Annotated in this window: 18 protein-coding genes and 2 pseudogenes; 6 read left to right on the forward strand and 14 right to left on the reverse strand. The window is 41.2% G+C overall.

From position 1 onward, the window contains the following. Positions 1–787: pseudogene (locus G4P69_RS28875) on the forward strand (alpha-amylase family glycosyl hydrolase); the annotation flags it as partial. Positions 788–880: 93 nt separating this feature from the next. On the opposite strand, the gene G4P69_RS28880 reads toward G4P69_RS28875, so the two are convergent. The 3 genes from G4P69_RS28880 to G4P69_RS28890 form a co-directional block, all read right to left on the reverse strand. After that, positions 881–2,059 (reverse strand): glycoside hydrolase family 5 protein, encoded by a 1,179-nt coding sequence (locus tag G4P69_RS28880; protein WP_208345610.1) that lies wholly within the window; start codon positions 2,057–2,059, stop codon positions 881–883. An 850-nt stretch (positions 2,060–2,909) separates the two neighbouring features. Then, a complete protein-coding gene (locus tag G4P69_RS28885; protein ID WP_208345941.1) occupies positions 2,910–4,235 on the reverse strand; it encodes a glycoside hydrolase family 5 protein in 1,326 nt (441 codons plus the stop codon). 742 nt (positions 4,236–4,977) lie between these two features. Then, positions 4,978–5,175 carry a hypothetical protein gene (locus G4P69_RS28890; protein WP_208352891.1) on the reverse strand — a complete coding sequence of 66 codons (198 nt, stop codon included), beginning with the start codon at positions 5,173–5,175 and terminating at the stop codon, positions 4,978–4,980. A gap of 366 nt (positions 5,176–5,541) precedes the next feature. Here G4P69_RS28890 and ftnA point away from each other — a divergent pair, with 366 nt between their 5' ends. Beyond that, entirely contained in the window at positions 5,542–6,072 is a 531-nt protein-coding gene (ftnA, locus tag G4P69_RS28895) for a non-heme ferritin (protein ID WP_208343684.1), read from the forward strand. 102 nt (positions 6,073–6,174) lie between these two features. Here the strand turns inward: ftnA and G4P69_RS28900 are convergent, their stop codons facing one another. The 6 genes and pseudogenes from G4P69_RS28900 to G4P69_RS28925 all read right to left on the reverse strand — a co-directional run bounded on the left by G4P69_RS28900 (position 6,175) and on the right by G4P69_RS28925 (position 10,101). Next, positions 6,175–6,528 (reverse strand): hypothetical protein, encoded by a 354-nt coding sequence (locus tag G4P69_RS28900; protein WP_208352907.1) that lies wholly within the window; start codon positions 6,526–6,528, stop codon positions 6,175–6,177. After that, positions 6,485–7,714 (reverse strand): ISAzo13 family transposase, encoded by a 1,230-nt coding sequence (locus G4P69_RS28905; protein WP_208343682.1) that lies wholly within the window; start codon positions 7,712–7,714, stop codon positions 6,485–6,487. Before G4P69_RS28905 ends, G4P69_RS28900 begins: the two co-directional genes overlap by 44 nt. An 81-nt stretch (positions 7,715–7,795) precedes the next feature. Beyond that, positions 7,796–8,017, reverse strand: coding sequence for a hypothetical protein (locus G4P69_RS28910; protein ID WP_208352899.1), 222 nt, complete (start codon positions 8,015–8,017; stop codon positions 7,796–7,798). 247 nt (positions 8,018–8,264) lie between these two features. Continuing rightward, a complete protein-coding gene (locus tag G4P69_RS28915) occupies positions 8,265–8,621 on the reverse strand; it encodes a winged helix-turn-helix transcriptional regulator (protein ID WP_208343680.1) in 357 nt (118 codons plus the stop codon). Between the two features lie 154 nt (positions 8,622–8,775). After that, a pseudogene (locus G4P69_RS28920) lies at positions 8,776–9,051 on the reverse strand (L,D-transpeptidase); the annotation flags it as partial. Between the two features lie 291 nt (positions 9,052–9,342). Continuing rightward, positions 9,343–10,101, reverse strand: a complete 759-nt coding sequence (locus G4P69_RS28925) for an MBL fold metallo-hydrolase (RefSeq protein ID WP_243902522.1) — start codon at positions 10,099–10,101, stop codon at positions 9,343–9,345. A gap of 273 nt (positions 10,102–10,374) precedes the next feature. On the opposite strand from G4P69_RS28925, the gene G4P69_RS28930 reads away from it, so the two are divergent. Further along, positions 10,375–10,773, forward strand: coding sequence for a glycosyltransferase (locus G4P69_RS28930; RefSeq protein ID WP_208343677.1), 399 nt, complete (start codon positions 10,375–10,377; stop codon positions 10,771–10,773). A 26-nt stretch (positions 10,774–10,799) separates the two neighbouring features. Here the strand turns inward: G4P69_RS28930 and G4P69_RS28935 are convergent, their stop codons facing one another. From G4P69_RS28935 to G4P69_RS28950, 4 genes are all read right to left on the reverse strand, one after another. Further along, entirely contained in the window at positions 10,800–12,026 is a 1,227-nt protein-coding gene (locus tag G4P69_RS28935; RefSeq protein ID WP_208343675.1) for a PrsW family glutamic-type intramembrane protease, read from the reverse strand. A 266-nt stretch (positions 12,027–12,292) separates the two neighbouring features. After that, positions 12,293–12,823, reverse strand: a complete 531-nt coding sequence (locus G4P69_RS28940; protein WP_310834035.1) for a glycosyltransferase — start codon at positions 12,821–12,823, stop codon at positions 12,293–12,295. A gap of 1,020 nt (positions 12,824–13,843) precedes the next feature. Beyond that, on the reverse strand, positions 13,844–13,987 hold the full coding sequence (locus G4P69_RS40085) for a helix-turn-helix domain-containing protein (RefSeq protein WP_313890578.1): 144 nt from the start codon (positions 13,985–13,987) through the stop codon (positions 13,844–13,846). A gap of 785 nt (positions 13,988–14,772) precedes the next feature. Then, positions 14,773–15,555, reverse strand: a complete 783-nt coding sequence (locus tag G4P69_RS28950) for an ATP-binding cassette domain-containing protein (protein ID WP_208343669.1) — start codon at positions 15,553–15,555, stop codon at positions 14,773–14,775. A 734-nt stretch (positions 15,556–16,289) separates the two neighbouring features. Here G4P69_RS28950 and G4P69_RS28955 point away from each other — a divergent pair. The 3 genes from G4P69_RS28955 to G4P69_RS28965 all read left to right on the forward strand — a co-directional run bounded on the left by G4P69_RS28955 (position 16,290) and on the right by G4P69_RS28965 (position 20,658). Continuing rightward, on the forward strand, positions 16,290–17,657 hold the full coding sequence (locus tag G4P69_RS28955) for an LLM class flavin-dependent oxidoreductase (protein ID WP_208343667.1): 1,368 nt from the start codon (positions 16,290–16,292) through the stop codon (positions 17,655–17,657). Positions 17,658–17,703: 46 nt separating this feature from the next. Further along, the gene (locus G4P69_RS28960; RefSeq protein WP_208343665.1) at positions 17,704–18,705 is read left to right on the forward strand and encodes an aldo/keto reductase; all 1,002 of its coding nucleotides are present in this window, start codon (positions 17,704–17,706) and stop codon (positions 18,703–18,705) included. 66 nt (positions 18,706–18,771) lie between these two features. Further along, positions 18,772–20,658, forward strand: a complete 1,887-nt coding sequence (locus G4P69_RS28965) for an ABC transporter ATP-binding protein (RefSeq protein ID WP_208343664.1) — start codon at positions 18,772–18,774, stop codon at positions 20,656–20,658. A 31-nt stretch (positions 20,659–20,689) separates the two neighbouring features. Here G4P69_RS28965 and G4P69_RS28970 read toward each other — a convergent pair. Continuing rightward, on the reverse strand, positions 20,690–21,027 hold a 338-nt coding region (locus tag G4P69_RS28970; RefSeq protein ID WP_208352901.1), incomplete at its 5' end, for a hypothetical protein.

A 21,027-nucleotide genomic window follows, 5' to 3' on the forward strand; every position in this document is an offset into this window, starting at 1 on the left:
TGAGTTTTTTAGCAATTATGATGAAGCTACTTTTGCTGGACAATACCGCCAACTTGGGCAATATCATGTCTCCATTTTAGATCACCCAGATATACTATCCCGTAATGTGAAGCAGAGGTTTGCTGCACATACTGATGTTCCTCATCTTTATGAACAGGTAGCTCATGCTGTTGGTGTGCAATTAACTACACCAGGAATTCCTTCTATATATTATGGAACAGAACAGGCTTTTGATGGCAATGAAGCTGAGCATGACTACACGATAGAAAATGGAAGGGTTGCACAAGAGCGATACATCCAAGAAAGCATGTTTGGCAGCGATTTTGGGGCATTTCAAACAGCAGGTTGTCATTTCTTCGATATTGATCATCCTACCTATTTGCGGATTGCGGCGATCGCTCGCATACGCAATCGCCGAGATGAGATTGGTAAAGCATTACGCCGAGGACATTTCTACCTACGTAAAACATCATTTTGTAACCAGTCCTTCTCAATTCCCTCACAAGGAGAGTTAGTTGCTTGGTCGCAAGTTTTATTTAACACAGAAGTTCTGATAGCTCTGAATACAAACGCTTCAGAAGAACGAGGTGCAGAGGTAACGGTTGATGCTGCTCTCCACCCAAGTGGTTCAACTATGAGTTTTTTATACAAGAGCGATTGGACAGATACAAACTTACGTCATCCATCACGTGATCAAAGTGTAACTGTGCAACATCATCAAGATGGTCGCGCAACTGTGCGGATTGACTTACCTCCGTCTGGTATGGCAATTTTAGCGCATTTGTGAAGTGCCACCTTTTCACCTCAAATCAATACCGGCTAACCCTTTTCAGGATTTTGAGAGGGGTTAGCTGTCAGAGCTATCAGAGTTCCTCATTTATCAACTAATATGCTTCTTCAAGATTGCCATCTGTGGACGATCTTGACCATTGATTGGTTCAACTATGGTCTTACTTTGTTGAGGCCACCACTGCCCTGCTGCCCAATAAGTCCAGCCTAGCCAGACATCTGTATTGCTATCTATGTAGCTGAGCATCTTGTCCATGGCATCATAACAGGTATTATTATTTCCACCAGAGAACTCGCTGAGGAAGCCTCGTTTATTGTTCTGCTTAAGCCAAGTTGTGAAATCAACAAGGTTTTGGGAGCCAAAAGTTGAGCTAACACACTGGTCAGATCTACCGGAGTAGTCGCTGTCCAAGTACTGGTGAACGTCAAAAGCATAGTTATTGTTTGGATCTGTGATTCCAAGCATCGCTGTGGCATTGGATGTCCCATACCACGATTGTTTCCAGCTATGAGCACCACTCCAAGCATTCCCAGGTACAAGGATTAAGTTAGTAGCTCCAGAATTACGAATAGCTTGAATAGCTTTGTTAGCATCGTCACGCCAAACATCGGTAGACATGTTATTTGGCTCATTCATCAAACCAAATATCACCGAACTATTACTCTTGTAACGGCTAGCTAATTTACCCCAAAAATCAGCAAAAGCTGTGTCTGGTACACCTTGACCGATGACTGTGCCGTAGTATCTAGCATAGTTATGGGGGTCAAGTAGAACCGCAGATCCCTTGCCAGTGGCGTAGCTAACAAAGTCATCTATGCGTACGAGTTCGTCTGTATCCAAGTTACCAAACTGTTGTTTTTGCAATCGCTCCCAACGGAAAGGCAAACGAAAGATTTTCATACCTTTGCTAACGAAGTAATCAACGTCGCTATAGCTAGGGTAGATATAGTTAATGTTGAAAGTACCAGGTAGAACGTTTTCACCAAACTCAGCACCAGCAAGGTTGACGCCAGCGTATCTAATAGATGCCGCATCCGCAACCTCTATCAGATTTTCCGGATGTTGAGACAAACTTATCAGCAAAGTTATGACAGCAGCGCTAATCCAAAACCGCTCCCGAAATCGTCTTTTCGTAAGACTTCTACTTATTTCTCTAGGTCGCAGTTTTTGAAATCTCTGACACCACAAAATAATCTCTTTAATGGTTTTGTTCAAAGCAAAACCATCAAACGCAGTTGCTATTTTAAGCAAGCTGTTTAATTTAAACATGATAAAAGACCACAATAGGGAAGGTGTACAACATGCAGCGGAGATTCATTTCCCCGCTACTTAATCGCGAGCCATGGTAAACCACCCAACTGGATTAAAAGAAACAGTTGCATCCACATTGATAACCAAATTCATTAGTTCGATGACCCAATAATTGGGTTTATCGAAACACCACAATTAATTGTGCTAACGCAGCGGCGATATACGCTTTGTTTTGAGACTCAAAAAAATTCTTTGCTCGAAACTCATTCAGGAGTTTCTAACGCTCTTTTGTCACTCTGGGGAGAAAAAAATCAAGACCGGATGTGAGACTTAGATTTGGTGACGAGATTAGGACTCGTAAATTGATGGAAACTTCCAAATAAAGCTCTTCAGGAAAAACCTTTGGCCAGGAAGCATTACAGATTAATCTCTACCGAGAGTGAGAGAAGAGGGCTGAGAAAAAAAGAACTAGATTTACACACGTTTTATATTACGACTATGCAACTTTACTCCCTCTTAATAATTTCGTCAACCTATTGATTTATTGACCAATTTATGCGTTCATGTAGCTGACTAGCTTGAGGTTCTCACTAGTACTTCTTCTCTAAGAGATCCCACGTATAATTTACTTCCTAAAAAGGATATACAGAATTAAAATTAGGCATTAGAAAACCTTACCTCGTAAGCTTTTCGTTCATCTTCAAAGGTAAAATTACTTGCGATCGCAATATTTTAGTAAGAAAAAATCATAATTTAAGCATGGGCGGAAGCTCAGGTAATTCCATCGCTTCCTGCCCAGGTTTTTCGATAGAAGCGCCTTTGATGTCGTTGCCATCAATATTTTCAACAACATCGAAAGCTGCCTCTATTAAGTAGAGGGTGAATTTTTCAATGGAGCACCAGGGAGAATCTGTAACAGGAACTGTTGTTGCAGCGGCTCTGGAGTATTCCAGTCGTTCTCTAACAGACCACCGTTATTAGACCAAGCCCAATAGGCATAAGACAGATTATTTGTTTGAATCAGGTTAAGTAGCTTAGTCGCCCAAAGTTTTTCCTTTTCGTCTTGGTTAGTATTCCCGATACCAAATTCACCAATCATTAGAGGAGCAATATTTTGATTGGCGATATACAACCAACCCGCCTGCCAGATCTGATCTAGATTATTGGGAAAATCAGGAGAGTGAAACCAGGATTGATCAAAAAGTTCTGGACCATACTCATGAGCTGAGTAAACAACTTTGTTTGGTATATTCAGCCTGACCGGAAAAGACCCAACTTTTTCCAAATTACCACCCCACCAATGATTCTGTAGTGTCTGGTTCCCTAGCTGATCACCTATACCTTCTACCACAATTAGCCAGTTAGGAGCAAACGCTTGGATTGCATTGCCACCCCGCTCAGCGGCTAGGTTCCAGTCAGTGTTTACATTTCCTGTACCCCAAGTCGCTCCGTATGAAGTCGAATAGTCATAGTGAGGCTCATTTTTTAAGTCAGCACCAATAACATTGCTCTGATTTTTGTAGCGTTGAGCCAGCATTGTCCAGGTATTGATCCAATCCTGCTCTGAAAAGGTGCTATTGTACCAAAGCGGATCAAGTTGTGAGTCATTTAGGTCGTGGCTATCAAGCAAAACCATTAGACCATTCTTCTGTGCTTCCTTGATGAGAACATCCATTACCTCTACAGGTTTCTTGCCTTGCAAGTCTACATTACTTCCCAATTTATAATCTATTACACCTGGTGCTACGTCAGAACGCAAGGCATTAACTGAGTATGGTAGACGGATCATGTTAAAGCCATAGCTTTTGATCTCTTTGATTATGTCCTTGTAGTCTCGTAGGTACAAGGCTTGAGGTACATGGTATTGTGTTTCAGTACCAGACCAAGCCACACCTTTTAGAACAACTTGTTTACATTCGCTATCGACAATTTTTGCGCCTACCGTTGATAACGGGGGAACAATAGAGGCGGATTGGTTATACGGTTTAACTGTGCTACTAGTGCATTGCTGGACTTGCGCTATCTTCTGGTTGTTATGCACAAAGGAGGTATGTGTAACCGATGTAACCGAGCGCTGAATAATACTGCTACCTAAAGATGAATTACCTTGTGCCTGTAAATTTGCGCTGCAAAGAATACAGCTTAAAGTGATCAAAAATCCACTTATAGCAGAATAGTATTTTTTTTTCCCCATATACGTGTCTTGTTTTTCCTGTTGAAGCAGTTTTGCGTTTTTTCAACCGTGATATGGTATCAAAATTGGTAGCAGCTTTTACTCCTCGTACCACAGAAACCATATTGTTAATTAAGAATGTCCTGACTAGGAATTTTGCTTTCTAACACCGCAATACTACCTGCCTGAGAAACCTATAGGGTGTGAATGTATTCAATGTGGAAACCTTGAGCAAAAGCAAGCACTACAGGCTCGGCTGATCGATTTTGCTCGTACTCTCCGTTCAAACCTATACGCTCTGAAGGGATTGATCAAGTCGGAGTACCAGTTACTGCGTCTTGATTCATATGTTGCGACTGTAACGTGGGATTTACTTGTATCGTCTATAGTTTTTCCATTCCAAAAGGTCTTTATTACCAACTCATAAGCTTTATTCTCCTGTCAGCGGTTTATCTAGTGCCATCCGTCAATTTAGTTTTTTGGCAAAATTGCTACATCTATCTATAAAAAGATATATGCTCAAGGAGATTCTTGCTCTAGAGAGAGTAACATCAAATGCAAATATTGTACTTGCTGTACAATTTTTACATCTAGTTGTGGAACTTTCATCTATCGAGATTGAGAATGCTACTTGATGTAGTAATGTGCATTTGCATAATTACTATCACCGACAAGGAAAAATATTGTCGTTGTTAATGGATTGCGATCGCGCGGGCGTCGTTTGGGTGCTGATGTATTTGAGCGCGTTCGCAAAGAAATCCCTTTAGACTTGATTGGTATGGGTTCCGAAGAACTCAACGGACTTGGCGAGATACCCCATCACAAACGTTGGAATTACCTGCTGCACCTGATGAAATTCATCAAGATAAAAAAGCCTAGTACTTGATAATAAATCTAGATAGTAAAAAAGCTGATTGCTTTTGGCTCGAAAGCCGCAGCACCAAAGGTATTGTACGTTCATGGAATACCCCCTTCACGGAGCAAGCTGAATACCCAAGTTTTCTGAGAAAACCGCAAATAGTTTGACAAACTATATTCACATGAAGGTTTCCCAGGCTTAGCAAAGTCCTGACTTGATGCCTCGTGTAGATTTCTTAATGAAAAAGACTTTCATTAATTGAGATTTTAGTGTAAGCTCTTTTCCAGAACTTGTTGAATCAAATTATCAATTACCTCAAGGACTAGGATGCCAATAACTTCTACAATTCGGCTCTCGGAGGAGCAAAACCTTGCTAACTTTCCTTGCTGGGTGGCTAATACAAGGCTATAACGAGGTAAACAACAGTTCAATTTACATAATTTACATCCCAAACAAGGATTCGGAAACATGCTATCTCAAGGAATGATTGATCGGTTGAACGAGCAAATCAATTTGGAAATGTATTCTTCACATCTTTATTTACAAATGAGTTCTTGGTGTGCCTACAAAGCTTTGGAAGGATGTGCTACCTTTCTGAGTCAGCACGCGGATGAAGAGATGATGCACATGCGCCGCTTGCTCAACTATTTACATGAAACAGGCTCATTAGCGGTGATTAGCGGAATGCAAGCACCACCAAGTCATTTCTCTTCTCTGACACAATTGTTTGAACAAATCTACGAACATGAACAGTGCATCACTCGTAAGATTAATGATTTGGTACATTTAGCGAATACGGAGCCTGATTATTCTACCCTGCAATTTCTACAATGGTATGTTGCAGAACAACATCAAGAAGAGTTTTTGTTTAAAGGGATTCTTGACAAAATTCAGCTAATTGGTACAGAAGGACAGGGTATATTTTTTATTGACAGAGAAATCGCTAATCTCGCAGCCACCAAAGGTAAACAAGCAACGGTAATGACTGCACCTGCATGACATGAGAATATAATCCAATGGCGTTGTGTTCGTCGGTTGTGGCAGTGATACAAATACCTGTAATCGTAACAGGTGTAGAAAAATACCGTGATAGAAGTAGGGTTAACAACCTTTTTCTAACTCAGCTAGTAGCTCTTTCCATTCTCCATGGTTGTCTAACACAGTTCTAGCATAAGTTTGAAAACCCTTAAGTCCCCCATGCTCATCCCAACGTTCTTTGAAATCCTGTATATTTTCCAAGCGATGCACTTTTCCACTTCCAGGAAATACAATGGGACAACCAAATACTTCTTCATATTTCGGAGCATTATTTAAATCACTTGCTACCCAAATGACTTCAATTAGACGCACGATATTAAACTCGGAATCAGAGCCATCAGAATAAGGACTTATGTAAAAATAACTTGAACAATTATGAGGAAGATTTTGGCTTGATAATATAGTTCCACTCACCATGGAAAGAGTTTCGCTCAATGGCAATGGCATCAAGTTCAGTGTCTGTGACTTTAATTCCTGTTTTATAGAGATTTTCATCTAACCAAGCTTCGACTTCTAATCCCTGTGTAGTGGTGGTATTACGGATAAGATTAATCACTACTTGCAAACTAGTTAATGGTCTACCTCGCCAGTTAGTTGTGATGTGACAAAATAAACGATGCTCAATTTTATTCCATTTGCTTGTGCCAGGAGGAAAATGGCACACATGAATATTTTTACCAGTCTCGGTGGCAAGCTCTTGCAGTTTTAACTTCCATAGTCGGGAGCGATAACTGTTGCTACCACCGCAATCTGCCGTAATCATTATATGCTCACTATTTGGATACAGAACATTTCCCATTGAGTACCACCAATGACGAATAGATTCAACGGCAAACTCTGCTGTGTCGTGATCAATGCCAACATTGACCCATCCTTTATTCAAGGTTAAGTCATAAATTCCATAGGGAATTGCTTTACCTAATTGAGGGTCAACAAAGTCATGCATTTTTACCTCCACGGGCTGTTCCTTCTCGCACCATTCAGTTCCAGGGTTTTTAAAGTCTCCGATTAACTCTTTTTTCTTCGTATCAACTGAAATTACAGGTTCGTTTTGGGATTGAAAATGCTTGACTTGGTTTGAAATGTGTAAAAACTGGTCGTCGCGATCTGCGTGAGATGAACCATCACGGGTTTTACGATTTGATTGTAAGCTGTAGCCAAGCGATTCAAGTAGATTGTAAACACTTTTAGGACTAATTCTGTGCCCCCCAAGATTGAGTGAGGCAGCAAGTTTTACAACACTTTTAGCAGTCCATTTTAGCGGGGACTCTGGATCTCCTAGCGTCATTGGCTCAATCAGTGATTCCAAGTCTGACAGCAGCATTGGGTCTTGCTCTTCTAATAGTTTACGTCCACCACCATTAGTACGGATTCTAGTACCGTCATCCTCCGTTTTCGCCCCATCTTGCTCCGACAGCAAACGCATCCCAGCGTGAATCGTAGTGCGGGATAGTCCAGTAGCGATTGCAACCTGACTGACGCCTCCCCACCCCAGGCTTCGGGCTTCGATTGCTGCCCAAATACGCCGTGTTTTCTCGTTCAAGTAGGGCAATAACGTTTCATACTTGTCTTTAATGCTTTCGACTAGCTGGTTATCAGACATACAAGGCTTTAGGCTTTAGTTCGGTTACATTCTCATGATCTAACCATTCAGTAAATTGTTCAAGTTATTTTTACATGATTCCTAAAGGGTATTATTGAAAACTTTGACAATATGTGTTACACAACCATATTGTCTGATTATTATAAGTTCACCTTCTTGAGGTTTCAGTGCATTATTTTTATTAATCTTGTTCCAATGTAATAAAAAAATTTTTGAAATACCGTTTACGGGAAAATCCCAAGATACACTAGAACCATGACAATTTACATTTTGACTCCACTTTAAGCTGGCCAAATCAGTCATTAGCGTCTCCGCTTTATCTAAGGTCATCTAATTTTAGATTTCCCTAAAATTTCGCGAAAGTAACATTATTTTACAGCACTTTTGGGGTGCGTGAGGTACATTAGTAGGGGCAAACGGCGTACTCTGCGAGAAGCCGGAGGCTATGCCCTTGAACTATCGGTGTACCTCATTTGTCTCAAAACTGCTGTATATACGAGACACAAAGAGCATCTTCTAACTAGATGATCAATTTGGTGTTTTCTCTTTATTACTCCAGCGATGAAGTTTCTTTACTCTTATTTTCTAGATGCTTCATTCCCCACTCATGCATAGCATATAGGATAGGTTTAAGACTTTCACCCAAAGGTGTTAAAGAGTATTCCACCTTGGGTGGTACTTGCAAATAGATTTCTCGATGTATAATTCCATCTTCTTCCATCTCCCGGAGTTGTTGAGTCAGCATTTTTTGTGTAATTCCAGTTAAAGCACGCTGCAATTCATTGAAGCGTTTAACACCGTCTATAAGTTCTTTAATAATTAAGACTTTCCAACGTCCGCCAATTACGTCCAGAGTAGTTTCCACTGCACAAGTCAGCCTGCTACGATTCTCTGTTTCAACATGCATAGTATCTTTTTGGTGAGTATCTAACTTTAAAGTAAGTACCTCCCATCATAACTATAAATTTTACAAAAGTATTGGGAGACCTTTACCTGTTAATCCACGTTAAAGTAGTGGCAGAAAAATTACAGGCTTGTTTTCAGTCGGCTTATGATTGATCCTATCGCACAACGATCACAGGTGTTCCCACACTAACCTTTTGGAATAAATCTTCAACATCCTTGTTATACATACGAATACAACCGTGTGAGATGGTTTTACCTACTGTCTCAGGATTAGGAGTACCGTGCATACCAATCGAATCTCGACCGTCTGTCCAGAATTCAATCCAATAGTGACCAAGAGGATTTTTCGGGTTTCCTCCTGGAATTGACTCGTCTGTTAAAGGATTGATCCAAGTAGGATTTTTCAACTTTCTAAGTATATAAAAATTGCCAATATAGCAATCCCGATTAAACTAGCAATTCTTAGAGACAAATTTTGGCTGTTGTTTCCGTTCATCATTTGTATCTCCTAACTTTGAAGCTGAAAAGCTTCTAACTCACTAACCAATTAGCTGAGATTTGCACAAAGTATTGCAACCGCTCACACACTAAAGAAAGTATCTCAAGCAGAAGAGTTGAATATATTTGTCTTCGTTTTTTACATTGAACTATATTGATTTGTTAACTCGTCTACCTAAAGCAGGGTCTATTGTTAAATTAGCAAGTAATCACAAACACATGTTTTAAATGTCACTAAAAGATTCTTGCAATTGTGATTTATTTTGATCATCAAATTTCTTGAATTCAATCGCGTCATGACTGCAAAACAAACGCACATCGTTACTGTGTGAAACCGATAACTCACGTAAACGTTCTTGATTACGAAGCCGAGTTTTACGATCAACCTCCATCAACCATTGGTAAGCACGCAATCCTGGAGTACAGTGTGGTTTAGGGGTGTTCATTTCGTGTCGATAAAAGTAAGCATCACCTGCATGTAGGAGCCAACCTTCGGAAGTTGCAATCGCAACGCCAGCATGGCCACGCGTATGACCAGCAAGCGGAATAAGAAGAATTTCAGGTGGTAGTCCCTCAAGATCCCGCACTGCCTCAAAACCGAACCAAGGATCACCCCCTGGAGAATAGTACTTCCATTTTTTCACTTCATCCCACTGACCCGGACGATAACGCTGCGATGAGATAAAGCCACGCCGTTCCTTTGCTGCTTCAATTTCAACCTGCATCACATGCACAGTCGCTTCTGGGAAATCCTCTAATCCACCCGCATGATCAAAATCAAGGTGGGTCAGCACTATGTGGCGCACATCATTTTTGTCAAAGCCAAGTTTCTTAATCTGAGCGAGCGCTGTGTATTGTTCTTGAAATTGGATGCGATTCAAATTCATGAAGAATGGGCTGAGCCTTGACAATGGTGCTTTGACATCGCGTTCCCCAAACCCAGTATCGATGAGAACGAGTCCTTGATTTGTCTCAACGAGCAAACAATGGCATACAAGAGACGCTGTTAGCCCACGACTAAAGCCATCGAAGAGTGCCCCACCAATCGGGCACATGCAGCCACAATTTATATGATGAATACGCACGAATAATTCCCCCTCGCATCAATTTCTTTTAAAGACGAAAGAGTTAAGAAAAGCATCATACTTTGGTTTGAGAAAATTTAGCTACAATCGGGGATTTATAATTGTGTTTACGTGTATAAGATATATTAACGCTTGCATAATTACCTAAATTTAGGATTACTTTAATTTTGATTGGGTTTTACTGCTCATGACACGTATGTACATTTCACCGGATATTTAGATGCTGAAATTGCTTCAGAATATCTTACTGGCGCTGATATTGGGGTTTTACCGTTCAACCACGGACTAACGATAAAAAGTGGCTCTCTGCTAACGTTGTTGGCTCACAGTTTACCAGTGATTGGCACACAGCATCATATACCTTTACCAAATGAAATGAGGGTGCAGCTAGTACCCCCTCGTGATATAGATGCTTTGGTAGAAGCATTTTGCCAGTTGCTAAGTCGTCGAGATGAGTGGATCTGTTTAGGTGAAGCTGCTCGTGCTTTTGTGGAGAAATTTAGTTGGTCGAGTATTGCGCGATCGCACCTTGAGATCTACCAGACAATTATGAAGCAGATAAACCAATAGCAACAATGATTCTCCCAGCCTTGTGCTTAATGCGAATGACGTGGTGAAAAATTACGCGCTTTCACAATTGCAGCCATCAAAAATAGGTAAGCAACAAAACCGATGGCAGCTAACAGTAAGTAATTGACAAGTAGATTTTGCTTCAACAGGGTGATTATTATTGCTTCAACCGTATGTAGAAAAGCTGCACTGAGGTAGCCGATTCCTAAGAGTGACCAACGCTTCTGAGATTTTAACGCACTCAATCCAATAAAGTAGCCGAAGTACCCACTATATGCTACTTCACCAGAAAGATCTCCTAAAACCTTGGGAATTAAAAGTGTTAACGCCTCGTGAGCACCTTTTTGTTCAAGTTCTGCAAACACTTTCAATATTGTCTCTACTATTGCAAATCCAGTAGCTGAGGCGGTTGCTAAAAGAATTCCATCCATAGGTTTCCATACCCCAAGAAGTTCTCGCTTAGGTGATGGAAAGAATCTGCCCAACAAGTAAACTAATAACACTGGCAGTACTTTGAAAAGTTCTACTAACAAACCTGATCCAAAAAAGGACTTAAGAACTATTGCCACTATGTTCTGTTCTTCGTGTGTTTGAAATGGAGGAATATGCAATCCACCCAAAATCGGCAAGCCTGTAGCTAGACCTAAGCTGACTAGCAACCACCAAGGTTTATGCGTATGGCATAATTTATGGATAACATAATGGCTTGCGAGAGCTAGGTAAGCTGCTAAGACTGTGATGAAGAGTCTACTATTCTCCCTAGCAGCTAACATTGTTACTACGGATATTACTGTGATAATGCCGGGTACAATGTAAGATTTTTGCTCAACGCTTAGCTGTTTCGATATAATGGGAAACACTTCGGTTAGGCTAATAGAGCTATCCTCAGCATGACACTCAAAGATAAATTCGGGACCATCTTCGCCAACTTGAATGCGGTCGTTTTTTTGTAAAATTTGGCACATTTGTAATCGCTGACCGTTGACATAAGTACCGTTTCGACTGTTTAAATCGCATATCTCCCAAAGAGGCATACCGCTTGAGGAACGCAACAACATGGGGCGAATTTCTAAATGTTCTCGGGAGACTTTCGGATATCGCTTGAAGTTTAAAACAATATCACAATGCCTAGAATCACGACCAATTATTGTTGTTTTATCATGCGCAATTGAGTATTGAATCTGTTCAGCTTCGCTAGCTGAGTCATCCTTTAGTTGTCGCAAGACAATATTGTATTGAGATTGTGCTTTCATTAAATTACACCTTAGGGATGTGACGTTGTAGTACAAGCATTGTTACTTTATGAACATAATTGAGTAAAAGTTCCGAGTAGCACAGCTAATTCAATGAAAGCTGAAGGAACACATAAGTTACGAAAAGATGTGTTTGTTTCTCCTTGTATTGGTTCTCCCAATAAATTTATTTTTGGGAAACTTGATAATGTTGAATTGTTTTCTAAGATATTCTTCACATCGATTGAGGCTGTTTCCAGAAAATTTAGTGCAAAATAGCCAGATATCTACTCTTTAGGCTGTGGGAGCAACAACCTTGGACGTTGTGGAGAGGCTAATAATTCACACCACAAATGCTCATAACGCTTAACCATAACATCGACGGTAAAATTGTCTTGTGCTATTTCCCAACCATGCTGACCAAGACGCAAACGCAGTGCTGGGTCGTCTCTTAATCTTCGTAATGCAAAGACAAGCCCGTCAACATCATTTTTATTGACCAATAATCCTGTTTCGCCATCAATTACTGCTTCTGCAACGCTACCTACACGAGTAGCAACCACAGGTAACCCAGCTAGCATTGCTTCTACTCTCGCAAGAGGAAAGCCTTCGGAACAGGAAGGCATGCCAAAAATGTCAAATTGCGGTAAGTAGGCGCGGGAGTTGTCTACCCATCCGACAAAGGAGAGGCGATCGCTCACCGCCAACTCATCTGCTAACTTTTGCAGTATTACTACGTACAGAGATGCTAGTCCACGTAAACCATCCAAGTAATGGAGACGCAATCTCTGTTCGGGAACTTTAGCAGATGTCGACACTTGTACTGAAATACTCCTTTGTATTAGAAATAACTTTTACATAAGTACTAGCAATTGTGATGAATGCTCAAAGTGCCCTACAGACAATGTAACCCGAGTTTTTTCTCGGTAGCGGAGACGCTAAGCAGTTGTGTACAGTCTCCGTCAAGAAAAGTATCCAGTTACTCACGCAAAACTCCCAGTACATGTGGAAACCCCGTAACTTTAGTTTGGGGATTAAACATGACTTGTGAGGTATGGGGCTCTCTTGAGAGTTGAAATTGGCCTAATCGTACAATTTATAGAACAAATAATTGCTCAAGCCATAATAGATTTCATAAAATCTTTACGTATTTGAGGAAAATGTGTTCTTAAATTTATCGATTTTTCAGGCTTTTGAATTCATTTAAGCTTGATAATACAGTAAAAAATGATACTATTCTTTTAGTCGTTCGTATAATTGAGCGATCAGGTGAGTGCTGCTGAAACTTTCGATTATTTTTCGTAGCCATTTTATATTTGTATTAAAATATACATTTTTTTGTCGCATATATTACAAAAAGAGCTTTTTCTTGACAAAAACTTTACTTGTAAGCTCGATATTTAAATATAAACTTTATAAATCTTTCAATATGAAGAACGTACTATGTACGTCTAGTCAGTTAATAGTTTTGCCCAAATACCTATGAATTTTATTTCTAGTTAAATGGCTTACTCAATACCTTGATTTACGGGTGCAATGGAATACTTGTCTTATTTTATTGTGTAGATACATTTCTATCTTAACATGAGTGATACGTTAATTATTTTGTTAGCTGCTATAGGTTGGATAGCAATTTTCCGCCTATTTGTTCAATTTAAAAGTATTGATCTGTAAGGAGAATCTCAATACTGCACGGGTTTTGCCAAAAACTTAAGTTTAACGTAGGTTGGGTTGAGGAACGAAACCCAACATCTATAAGGGTTTGTTGGGTAACGCTTATGCGCTCTACCCAACCTACAATTTTCCAAAACCCCGTGCAGTATTGAGGAGAATCCTCATCAAGAAACACTTAACTTTCGTAATAATAAAGCCAAACGAATTTGTACTGCATCATCAAAATTGCGTGGATCAAGCCCAGTCAACAAGTTAATTTTATCCAATCGATAACTAAGAGTATTTCTATTAATAATACTATGTAAAATACGATACTTTGCCTAGTGACATACGTCAAGTATTTATTCTTGTTAAAGATAGAATCTGGGACAGACAGAATCGTCACGACAAGTGCCAGAATCTGAACACCAGAACTAATAATAGCAATAAAAGTGAGGGCGTAAAACCACCGACTGATTGAAAAAGCTTGAATATTTTGTCGCCAAACATCAAAGGCGGTAGCAATGCTTCCCAACCCTGAAACTCACTGAATATCCCGATGGGTAGGCTAACCAGCAGAGCGAGCGCAAATATGCTTAGTACTTGAGATCCAAAAAGTTATTGATAGCCTCGATGATTGCTTGCTAGATATTAGTTCTGGCTTTGAGCATGAGCAAGAAGAACAAGAGGATTGAACCGTCCTTTTTATTCACGATGATACCTCGCGAATCATTTGTTTTATCCAAATTGGGATGCTCCCAGGTTATTCAAATACTCGTTTGTCGTTTTGATATAGCAATTCTAATAAGAAAGTCAGATGGATTGTGGCAATCCATCTGACACATTACCGGAGGAGGGAACACTGAAAATCTTTGAATTTGTTAGTGGTTAATTCTTACGATTCACGACTAAGTAAAATGTTTATGACGATTGGGTGTATTATAGGAAACTAGTACCGCAAGGCGGAATTCAAAATTCTGTTAGGAATACAGCGTAGGCTTTTCAGAGATTTTGAATGGTATGGTTATTTACGCCGCTCTGTACTAGCTTTTCAGTACCCAATTGCTAATAGCTTGGAGTTTACAATATCTTAAGAATTAATTCTTTAGTCAACTTAAACTATTAATCGTGCTTCCCTAAGTTCCTGAATACTTTCCTGCTTACCCATTACGTAGTGCAAAATCTCTTCTACCGTTTGAACAAATAGGGGATTTCCCTTAGCTCTTGGACGGGGTAGGGAAATAGGAGTATTCATTGTGATTTGACCGTTTTCAATCAGTACAACTCTGTCTGCTAAAACGACTGCTTCTTCTACATCATGAGTGATCAACAGCGAAGTGAATCGCTGGGTTTGCCATAAATCCTCGATTAATTGCTGCATTTCAATACGCGTCAGAGCATCTAAAGCACCCAGAGGTTCATCTAGAAGCAATAACGAAGGTTTACTTACCAATGCTCGCGCTAAAGCTACTCTCTGGCGTTGTCCACCCGACAGTACAGCCGGCCAATCCTTGGCACGATCTTCAAGCCCTACAGAGCGGAGAACTTGTAAAGCATGTTGCCGCACAAATACTTTCGACCCAAGCAATCCAAGCTCTACATTTGCTAATACTCGTTGCCATGGGAGAAGACGGGCATCTTGGAACATCATTCGGATCGTGGGATTTAGCCGACCAGATGACTGTTTGCCGTCTAATATGATACTTCCTGAATTTGGAGTTTCTAATCCTGCAATCAGCCGTAGCAGCGTACTTTTACCACATCCGCTACGACCAACAATTGCAACAAACTCTCCTGGCTTGATATCTAAATCTATGCCTTGTAAGACAGGCTTAGTCCCAAAGGACTTTCTTAAACCTTCTAGTGTTAAATGCATCCCAGAAACTTCAGATACCATAGAAAAAGACCTCCTAGTATTACACCTTGTGGCATTTCGGCTAATTTCAAAAATTAAAGACCCCTCTTTGCAGGCTGCTAAATTTGGCTCTTTAGCTTGTCATCCCATCAATCCTAAACTCCTGAAGCCTGACTTTTTTGGCAATACTGCTCTTACAACCATTTTTCAGATAATTGATTCAGAGATATATAACTAAATAGTAGTCACACAGTTAGAAAAATACTTTAACCTGCTAGAGTTAGCGTATTTTGCTTTTAGTAGTCTTACATGTTCTTACTGAAAAAGCAAGGGGAAGTTGTAAAAATTCCGAGATTAAATTCCATAAATTAGAGTGTTCTAATCCACGGTAGGGTAAGCCCTTACAAGCCAGAAACAAGCATTATCGGTTAATACACCCGATGTTTAATTCCCACAGCACGTAAGTTCTACCTTATTCAGTTATTCGTCAAGTTTCGCAACCAATTTTTGATTTGCAATTTACTTAAGAAAATATTATTAATAAATAGATTTAAAATAACATTTATTAATGTCTTGCTTTTCGATACTCAATATTCGATAATCTAATTATTAGTTTATCAAATAGATTTGATTGACACATAAATATTGTGTAAGCTCTATCTACTGAGTAGGCTCACTACGCAAATTTACGTACTTTGAGCGCCCAGCAGCATTCCTAGTGCTGCTAAGTATCCATGCGCATTTGACCAAGGTTCGCACTACTTGAAAAAAAGCTTATGAACACAACACGCAAGTTTCGTTTAGGTGCATTTATTCAAGCCACTGGACATCACATTTCGGCGTGGCGGCACCCAGATTCACAAGCAGATGCTGGGTTTAATTTCGAACATTACAAGGAAATTACCCAAACCGCTGAACGCGGCTTGTTTGATGCAGTTTTTTTAGCCGATAGTCCAGGTGTTTGGGGGGGTGATCCCGAAACTCAAACTCGCAATGGAAAAATCGTCCATTTTGAGCCAGTTACCCTTTTCTCTGCTTTATCCTCTGTAACCAAAAATATCGGCTTTATTGCCACAGCCTCAACTACCTACGAAGATCCCTATACTCTTGCACGTAAGTTTGCTTCTCTAGATCACTTGAGTAAAGGTCGAGCTGGATGGAATGTAGTCACCACCGGTAATCAGAATGCGGCTGGTAATTTTGGTCTCGCTGAGCACCCAGAACACAGTCAACGTTATGAACGCGCTGAAGAGTTTGTAGAAGTAGTAAAAGGACTGTGGGATAGCTGGGAGGATGATGCCTTTATCCGTGATAGAGAATCTGGTATCTATTTCGACCGGAAAAAAGTTCATATACTTAACCACAAGGGCAAATATTTTTCAGTACAAGGTCCTTTGAATGTTGGTCGTCCGCCTCAAGGCTATCCAGTGATTATACAGGCTGGTGCGTCGGAAGCAGGAAGGGACTTGGCTGCACGGACTGCTGAGGTGATATTCACTGCCAATCAAACCTTAGCTGATGCACAGGAATTTTATGCTGATGTTAAAGGTAGACTTGCCAACTATGGGCGATCGCCAGACGACTTAAAAATCATGCCTGGTGCTTTCCCAATCATTGGTCGTACTGAAGAAGAAGCCAAGGAGAAGTACGAATTCCTACAATCATTGATCCATCCCGATGTAGCCTGGGGTATTTTGAAGAACTATTACAAAGGTGTCGATCTATCAAAATATTCCCTAGATGATCAAGCTCCCGAACTACCGAGCGACACCAACACCAACAAGAGTCGTCTCAAACTAGTTAGAGATCTAGCTACTCGTGGTGGTCTCACATTGCGCCAATTGTATCTCTCTCTTGCCACCGCGCGAGGTCATCGCACCATACTAGGTACTCCCGAAAGCATTGCTGATCAGTTAGAAGAATGGTTTAACAACGGTGCCGCAGATGGCTTTAATATCATGCCGCCAATTCTGCCAACAGGATTAAATGACTTCGTTAACTTGGTTGTTCCGATTTTACAGAAACGCGGTCTGTTTCGCACCGAATACGAAGGCAGCACCTTGCGCGAAAACCTAGGACTACGTCGTCCCAGCAATCGTTTTGCCTCTCAAGCAGTGGAGGAGAGAGCGGTTTTAGTATCTTAAAATTCTCCCTCTCCTATCCCTTTCCCTTTTGACCAGGATCACTACCATGACGTTACCAACAACCAAACTTGGTACAACCGGATTGACTGTTTCGCGCCTTTGTCTCGGTACAATGACCTTCGGTTTACAAACTGATGAAGAGACTTCCAGGCAAATCCTTGACACTGCTGCTGCGGCTGGAGTCAACTTTCTAGATACTGCAGATGTTTACCCGCTTGGTGGTGGGCTGGCTACGGCTGGAACCACCGAGGAGATCATCGGGCGCTGGCTTAAAGGTAAACGTGAACATTTTATTGTGGCTACTAAGTGTGTGGGACGAGTTGGCACTGCACCTTGGGATCAAGGTGCTTCGCGCAAACATATTTTGGATGCGATCGATGCGTCCCTAAGACGATTAGGAACAGACTACATTGATCTGTACCAATTGCATTCTGATGATGCTTCAACACCCCTTGATGAAACCCTCGAAGCATTAGACACAGTAGTTCGTGCTGGTAAAGCACGTTATATCGGGGTTTCTAACTTTTTGGCTTACCGGCTCAGTCGTGCTTTAGGTCGTGCTGATGTGCGAAATCTAACTCGCTTTGTCTCAATTCAGCCTCGATACAATCTATTGTTTCGCGAAATTGAGCGAGAACTACTACCCTTGGCTAAAGAAGAGGGATTGGGTGTCATTCCTTATAATCCCTTGGCAGGTGGTTTACTGACAGGCAAACACAACTTTGCTCAAGGACCAACATCGGGGACTCGTTTTACTTTGGGTACTGCAGCAGAACGTTATCAAGAACGCTACTGGCGCGATCGCGAGTTCAATACTGTTGAGGGTTTACGCACAGTAGCAGATCACGTCGGATTGTCACTCACCACTTTAGCAATAGCTTGGGTGCTGTCTAATCCGATTATCACTGCTCCTATCATTGGCGCTAGTCGCCCTGAACAACTTACGGAAACTCTCAAAGCAGGCGAACTCAAACCGCTTGATGATACTTTGAAACAGAAGTTAGATGAACTAACTGCCGAATACCGAAAGGGAGATTCTGTTCGTTAGGCACGATTTTTGAGATGCTTCAAGACGGCTAGTAAGCCGTCTATTTCTTCTAAAGAAAGTAACATAATGCTACGCGATAGCCTTTCCTCGATAAAAAAAGCTCGCTCATCCAGACGCTTTCAACGAGCCTCTGATGCTCCAGACTTGCCAAATACTCCATTCAGGTTCATCTGTCATTTCGTCGGTCATTTCCGATGGTGGTATGTGACCATGATCATTTTGGAGGCGCTTCATGCAATCTGCGGGATCATGTTACCCTACGCCATTAGCCAGATTATTCGGGGTGTAACTCAATCTTCCAGCCACAGCCGACCTATACTTGAAGCAATGAGCCAACCCCTTATTCTGTTTGCTGCTTTGAGTGTTGGGGAAGTATTGTTCGGTCGTTTGTCTGGACTGTGTCACACTATCCTACATCCTCTCCACCGTCAGCATGTAACAAAATCGCTGTTTGCATATTTGCAACATCATTCTCACCGCTACTTGAGTAGTAGCTTTGCTGGGGCGCTAGCGCATCGCATCACCGAAACCTCTATGGGGGTTACTCAGACGCTGGCGATGTTGATTAATGAGTTTATGCCCGTTATCATAGTCTTTGCTGTTTCTACAATTTTGCTTTATCATGCTCATCATCAGCTGGCGATTTTTGTGGGAATATGGTCAACTCTCTTCATTATCATATCTTTTTGGTTGGCTACTCGGTGTCGCCCCTATGCTCGAAAAGCTGCTGCTGCTAGAAGTGAGACAACAGGCATAATTGTTGATTCTGTGACCAATCTGAGTACCGTCCGATTGTTCGCGCGTATAGCCTTTGAAAGGCAATATTTGAGGGAGCAATTGGTGCGAGAATTAAAGGATGTGAGAAAATCCAACTGGTACTCCGAGCGAGTTCGTTGGTTTCAGTTCATCTCGGCAGGAGTTCTCAAAATAGGCACCTTGTATTATTCGCTCTCACTGTGGAGCAGTGGGCAAATTGCTGTAGGTGACTTTGTGATGGCTACTAGCCTATCACTGTTAATTATTAGTGAAGCACGCAATTTGAGCCGGCGATTTCTGGAATGTTTTGAACATATTGGTAATGTTGCCAATGGTGTTCATACTATCATTCAACCTCACGAGGTGATTGATCGGGATGGCGCGATCGCACCTACAATCACTCAAGGATGCATTGAATTTCGGCGAGTAAATTTCAGTTACTCTGCTGGTAAAAAAGTGTTTGAAAACCTTTGTGTTACCATCCAGCCAGGTCAACGTGTTGGACTGGTTGGCTTGTCTGGATCCGGTAAATCTACCTTCGTCAATCTTATATTGCGTCTGTTCGATCCCCAATCTGGACAGATCCTCATTGATGGGGTAGATATTCGAGATATGACTCAGAATGCACTACACACTCAGATTAGCTTAATTCCTCAAGATCCCTCTTTGTTTCACCGTACATTGCTGGAAAATATTCGCTACGGACGCCTAGAAGCAACTAACGACGAAGTCATTCAGGCTACTGCTAGAGCTTATGCTCATGATTTTATTGCCCAAATGAAGGACGATTATCACTCTTTGGTTGGTGAACGGGGGGTTAAACTTTCTGGTGGACAAAGACAGAGGATTGCGATCGCGCGGGTTATTCTTAAAAATGCACCGATCCTGATCTTGGATGAAGCGACATCTAGCCTAGACTCAATCACCGAAAAAGCACTTCAAGACACGCTAGATATCGCGATGGATGGAAAAACTGTTATAGTCGTAGCCCATCGTCTTTCTACTATCGCCCATTTAGATCGCATTTTAGTATTCGACCAGGGTCGGATTATTGAAGATGGTACTCACACCGAACTACTAGCTCTCGCGGGCGCTTACTATAGACTATGGAAAATGCAAGCTAGTGGGTTTCTACCCCTACAAGCTAGCAACAATAATGGAATATCTGGCTTGCAAATACCCCATAATTTACCCTAAATTCCTCAAGTTATGTTTTGGTGGTCACGTATCAGAGGTTATAGGCGAAATTAAACAGTTGGCTATCAACATCTTTAAGAAGTTGTTTATCGGTAAGAGCTTGTGGTGGTAGTAGCCTTGAGTTAACAGCACCTCTTACAAGATCTTGGGCTGTGACTTGTCTGTTAATCAACGCATATTGAAACTGTTGATAACCGGGAATGCCAGAGCTTTTAAATTCACCTTTGTAAGCTAACAGTACAAGCTTAACAGGTGATACCCGAGCTTCATAGGCCGAAGTTGTATTGGAAACAGCGGGATTATAAGCTGCTTGTTCAGCGCGAGCTGAACTAATAGAAACACTAGATAGAACCAAAGCGGATAAGCCGC

It is taken from the genome of Aetokthonos hydrillicola CCALA 1050 (assembly GCF_017591665.1).
Lineage (GTDB): Bacteria > Cyanobacteriota > Cyanobacteriia > Cyanobacteriales > Nostocaceae > Aetokthonos > Aetokthonos hydrillicola.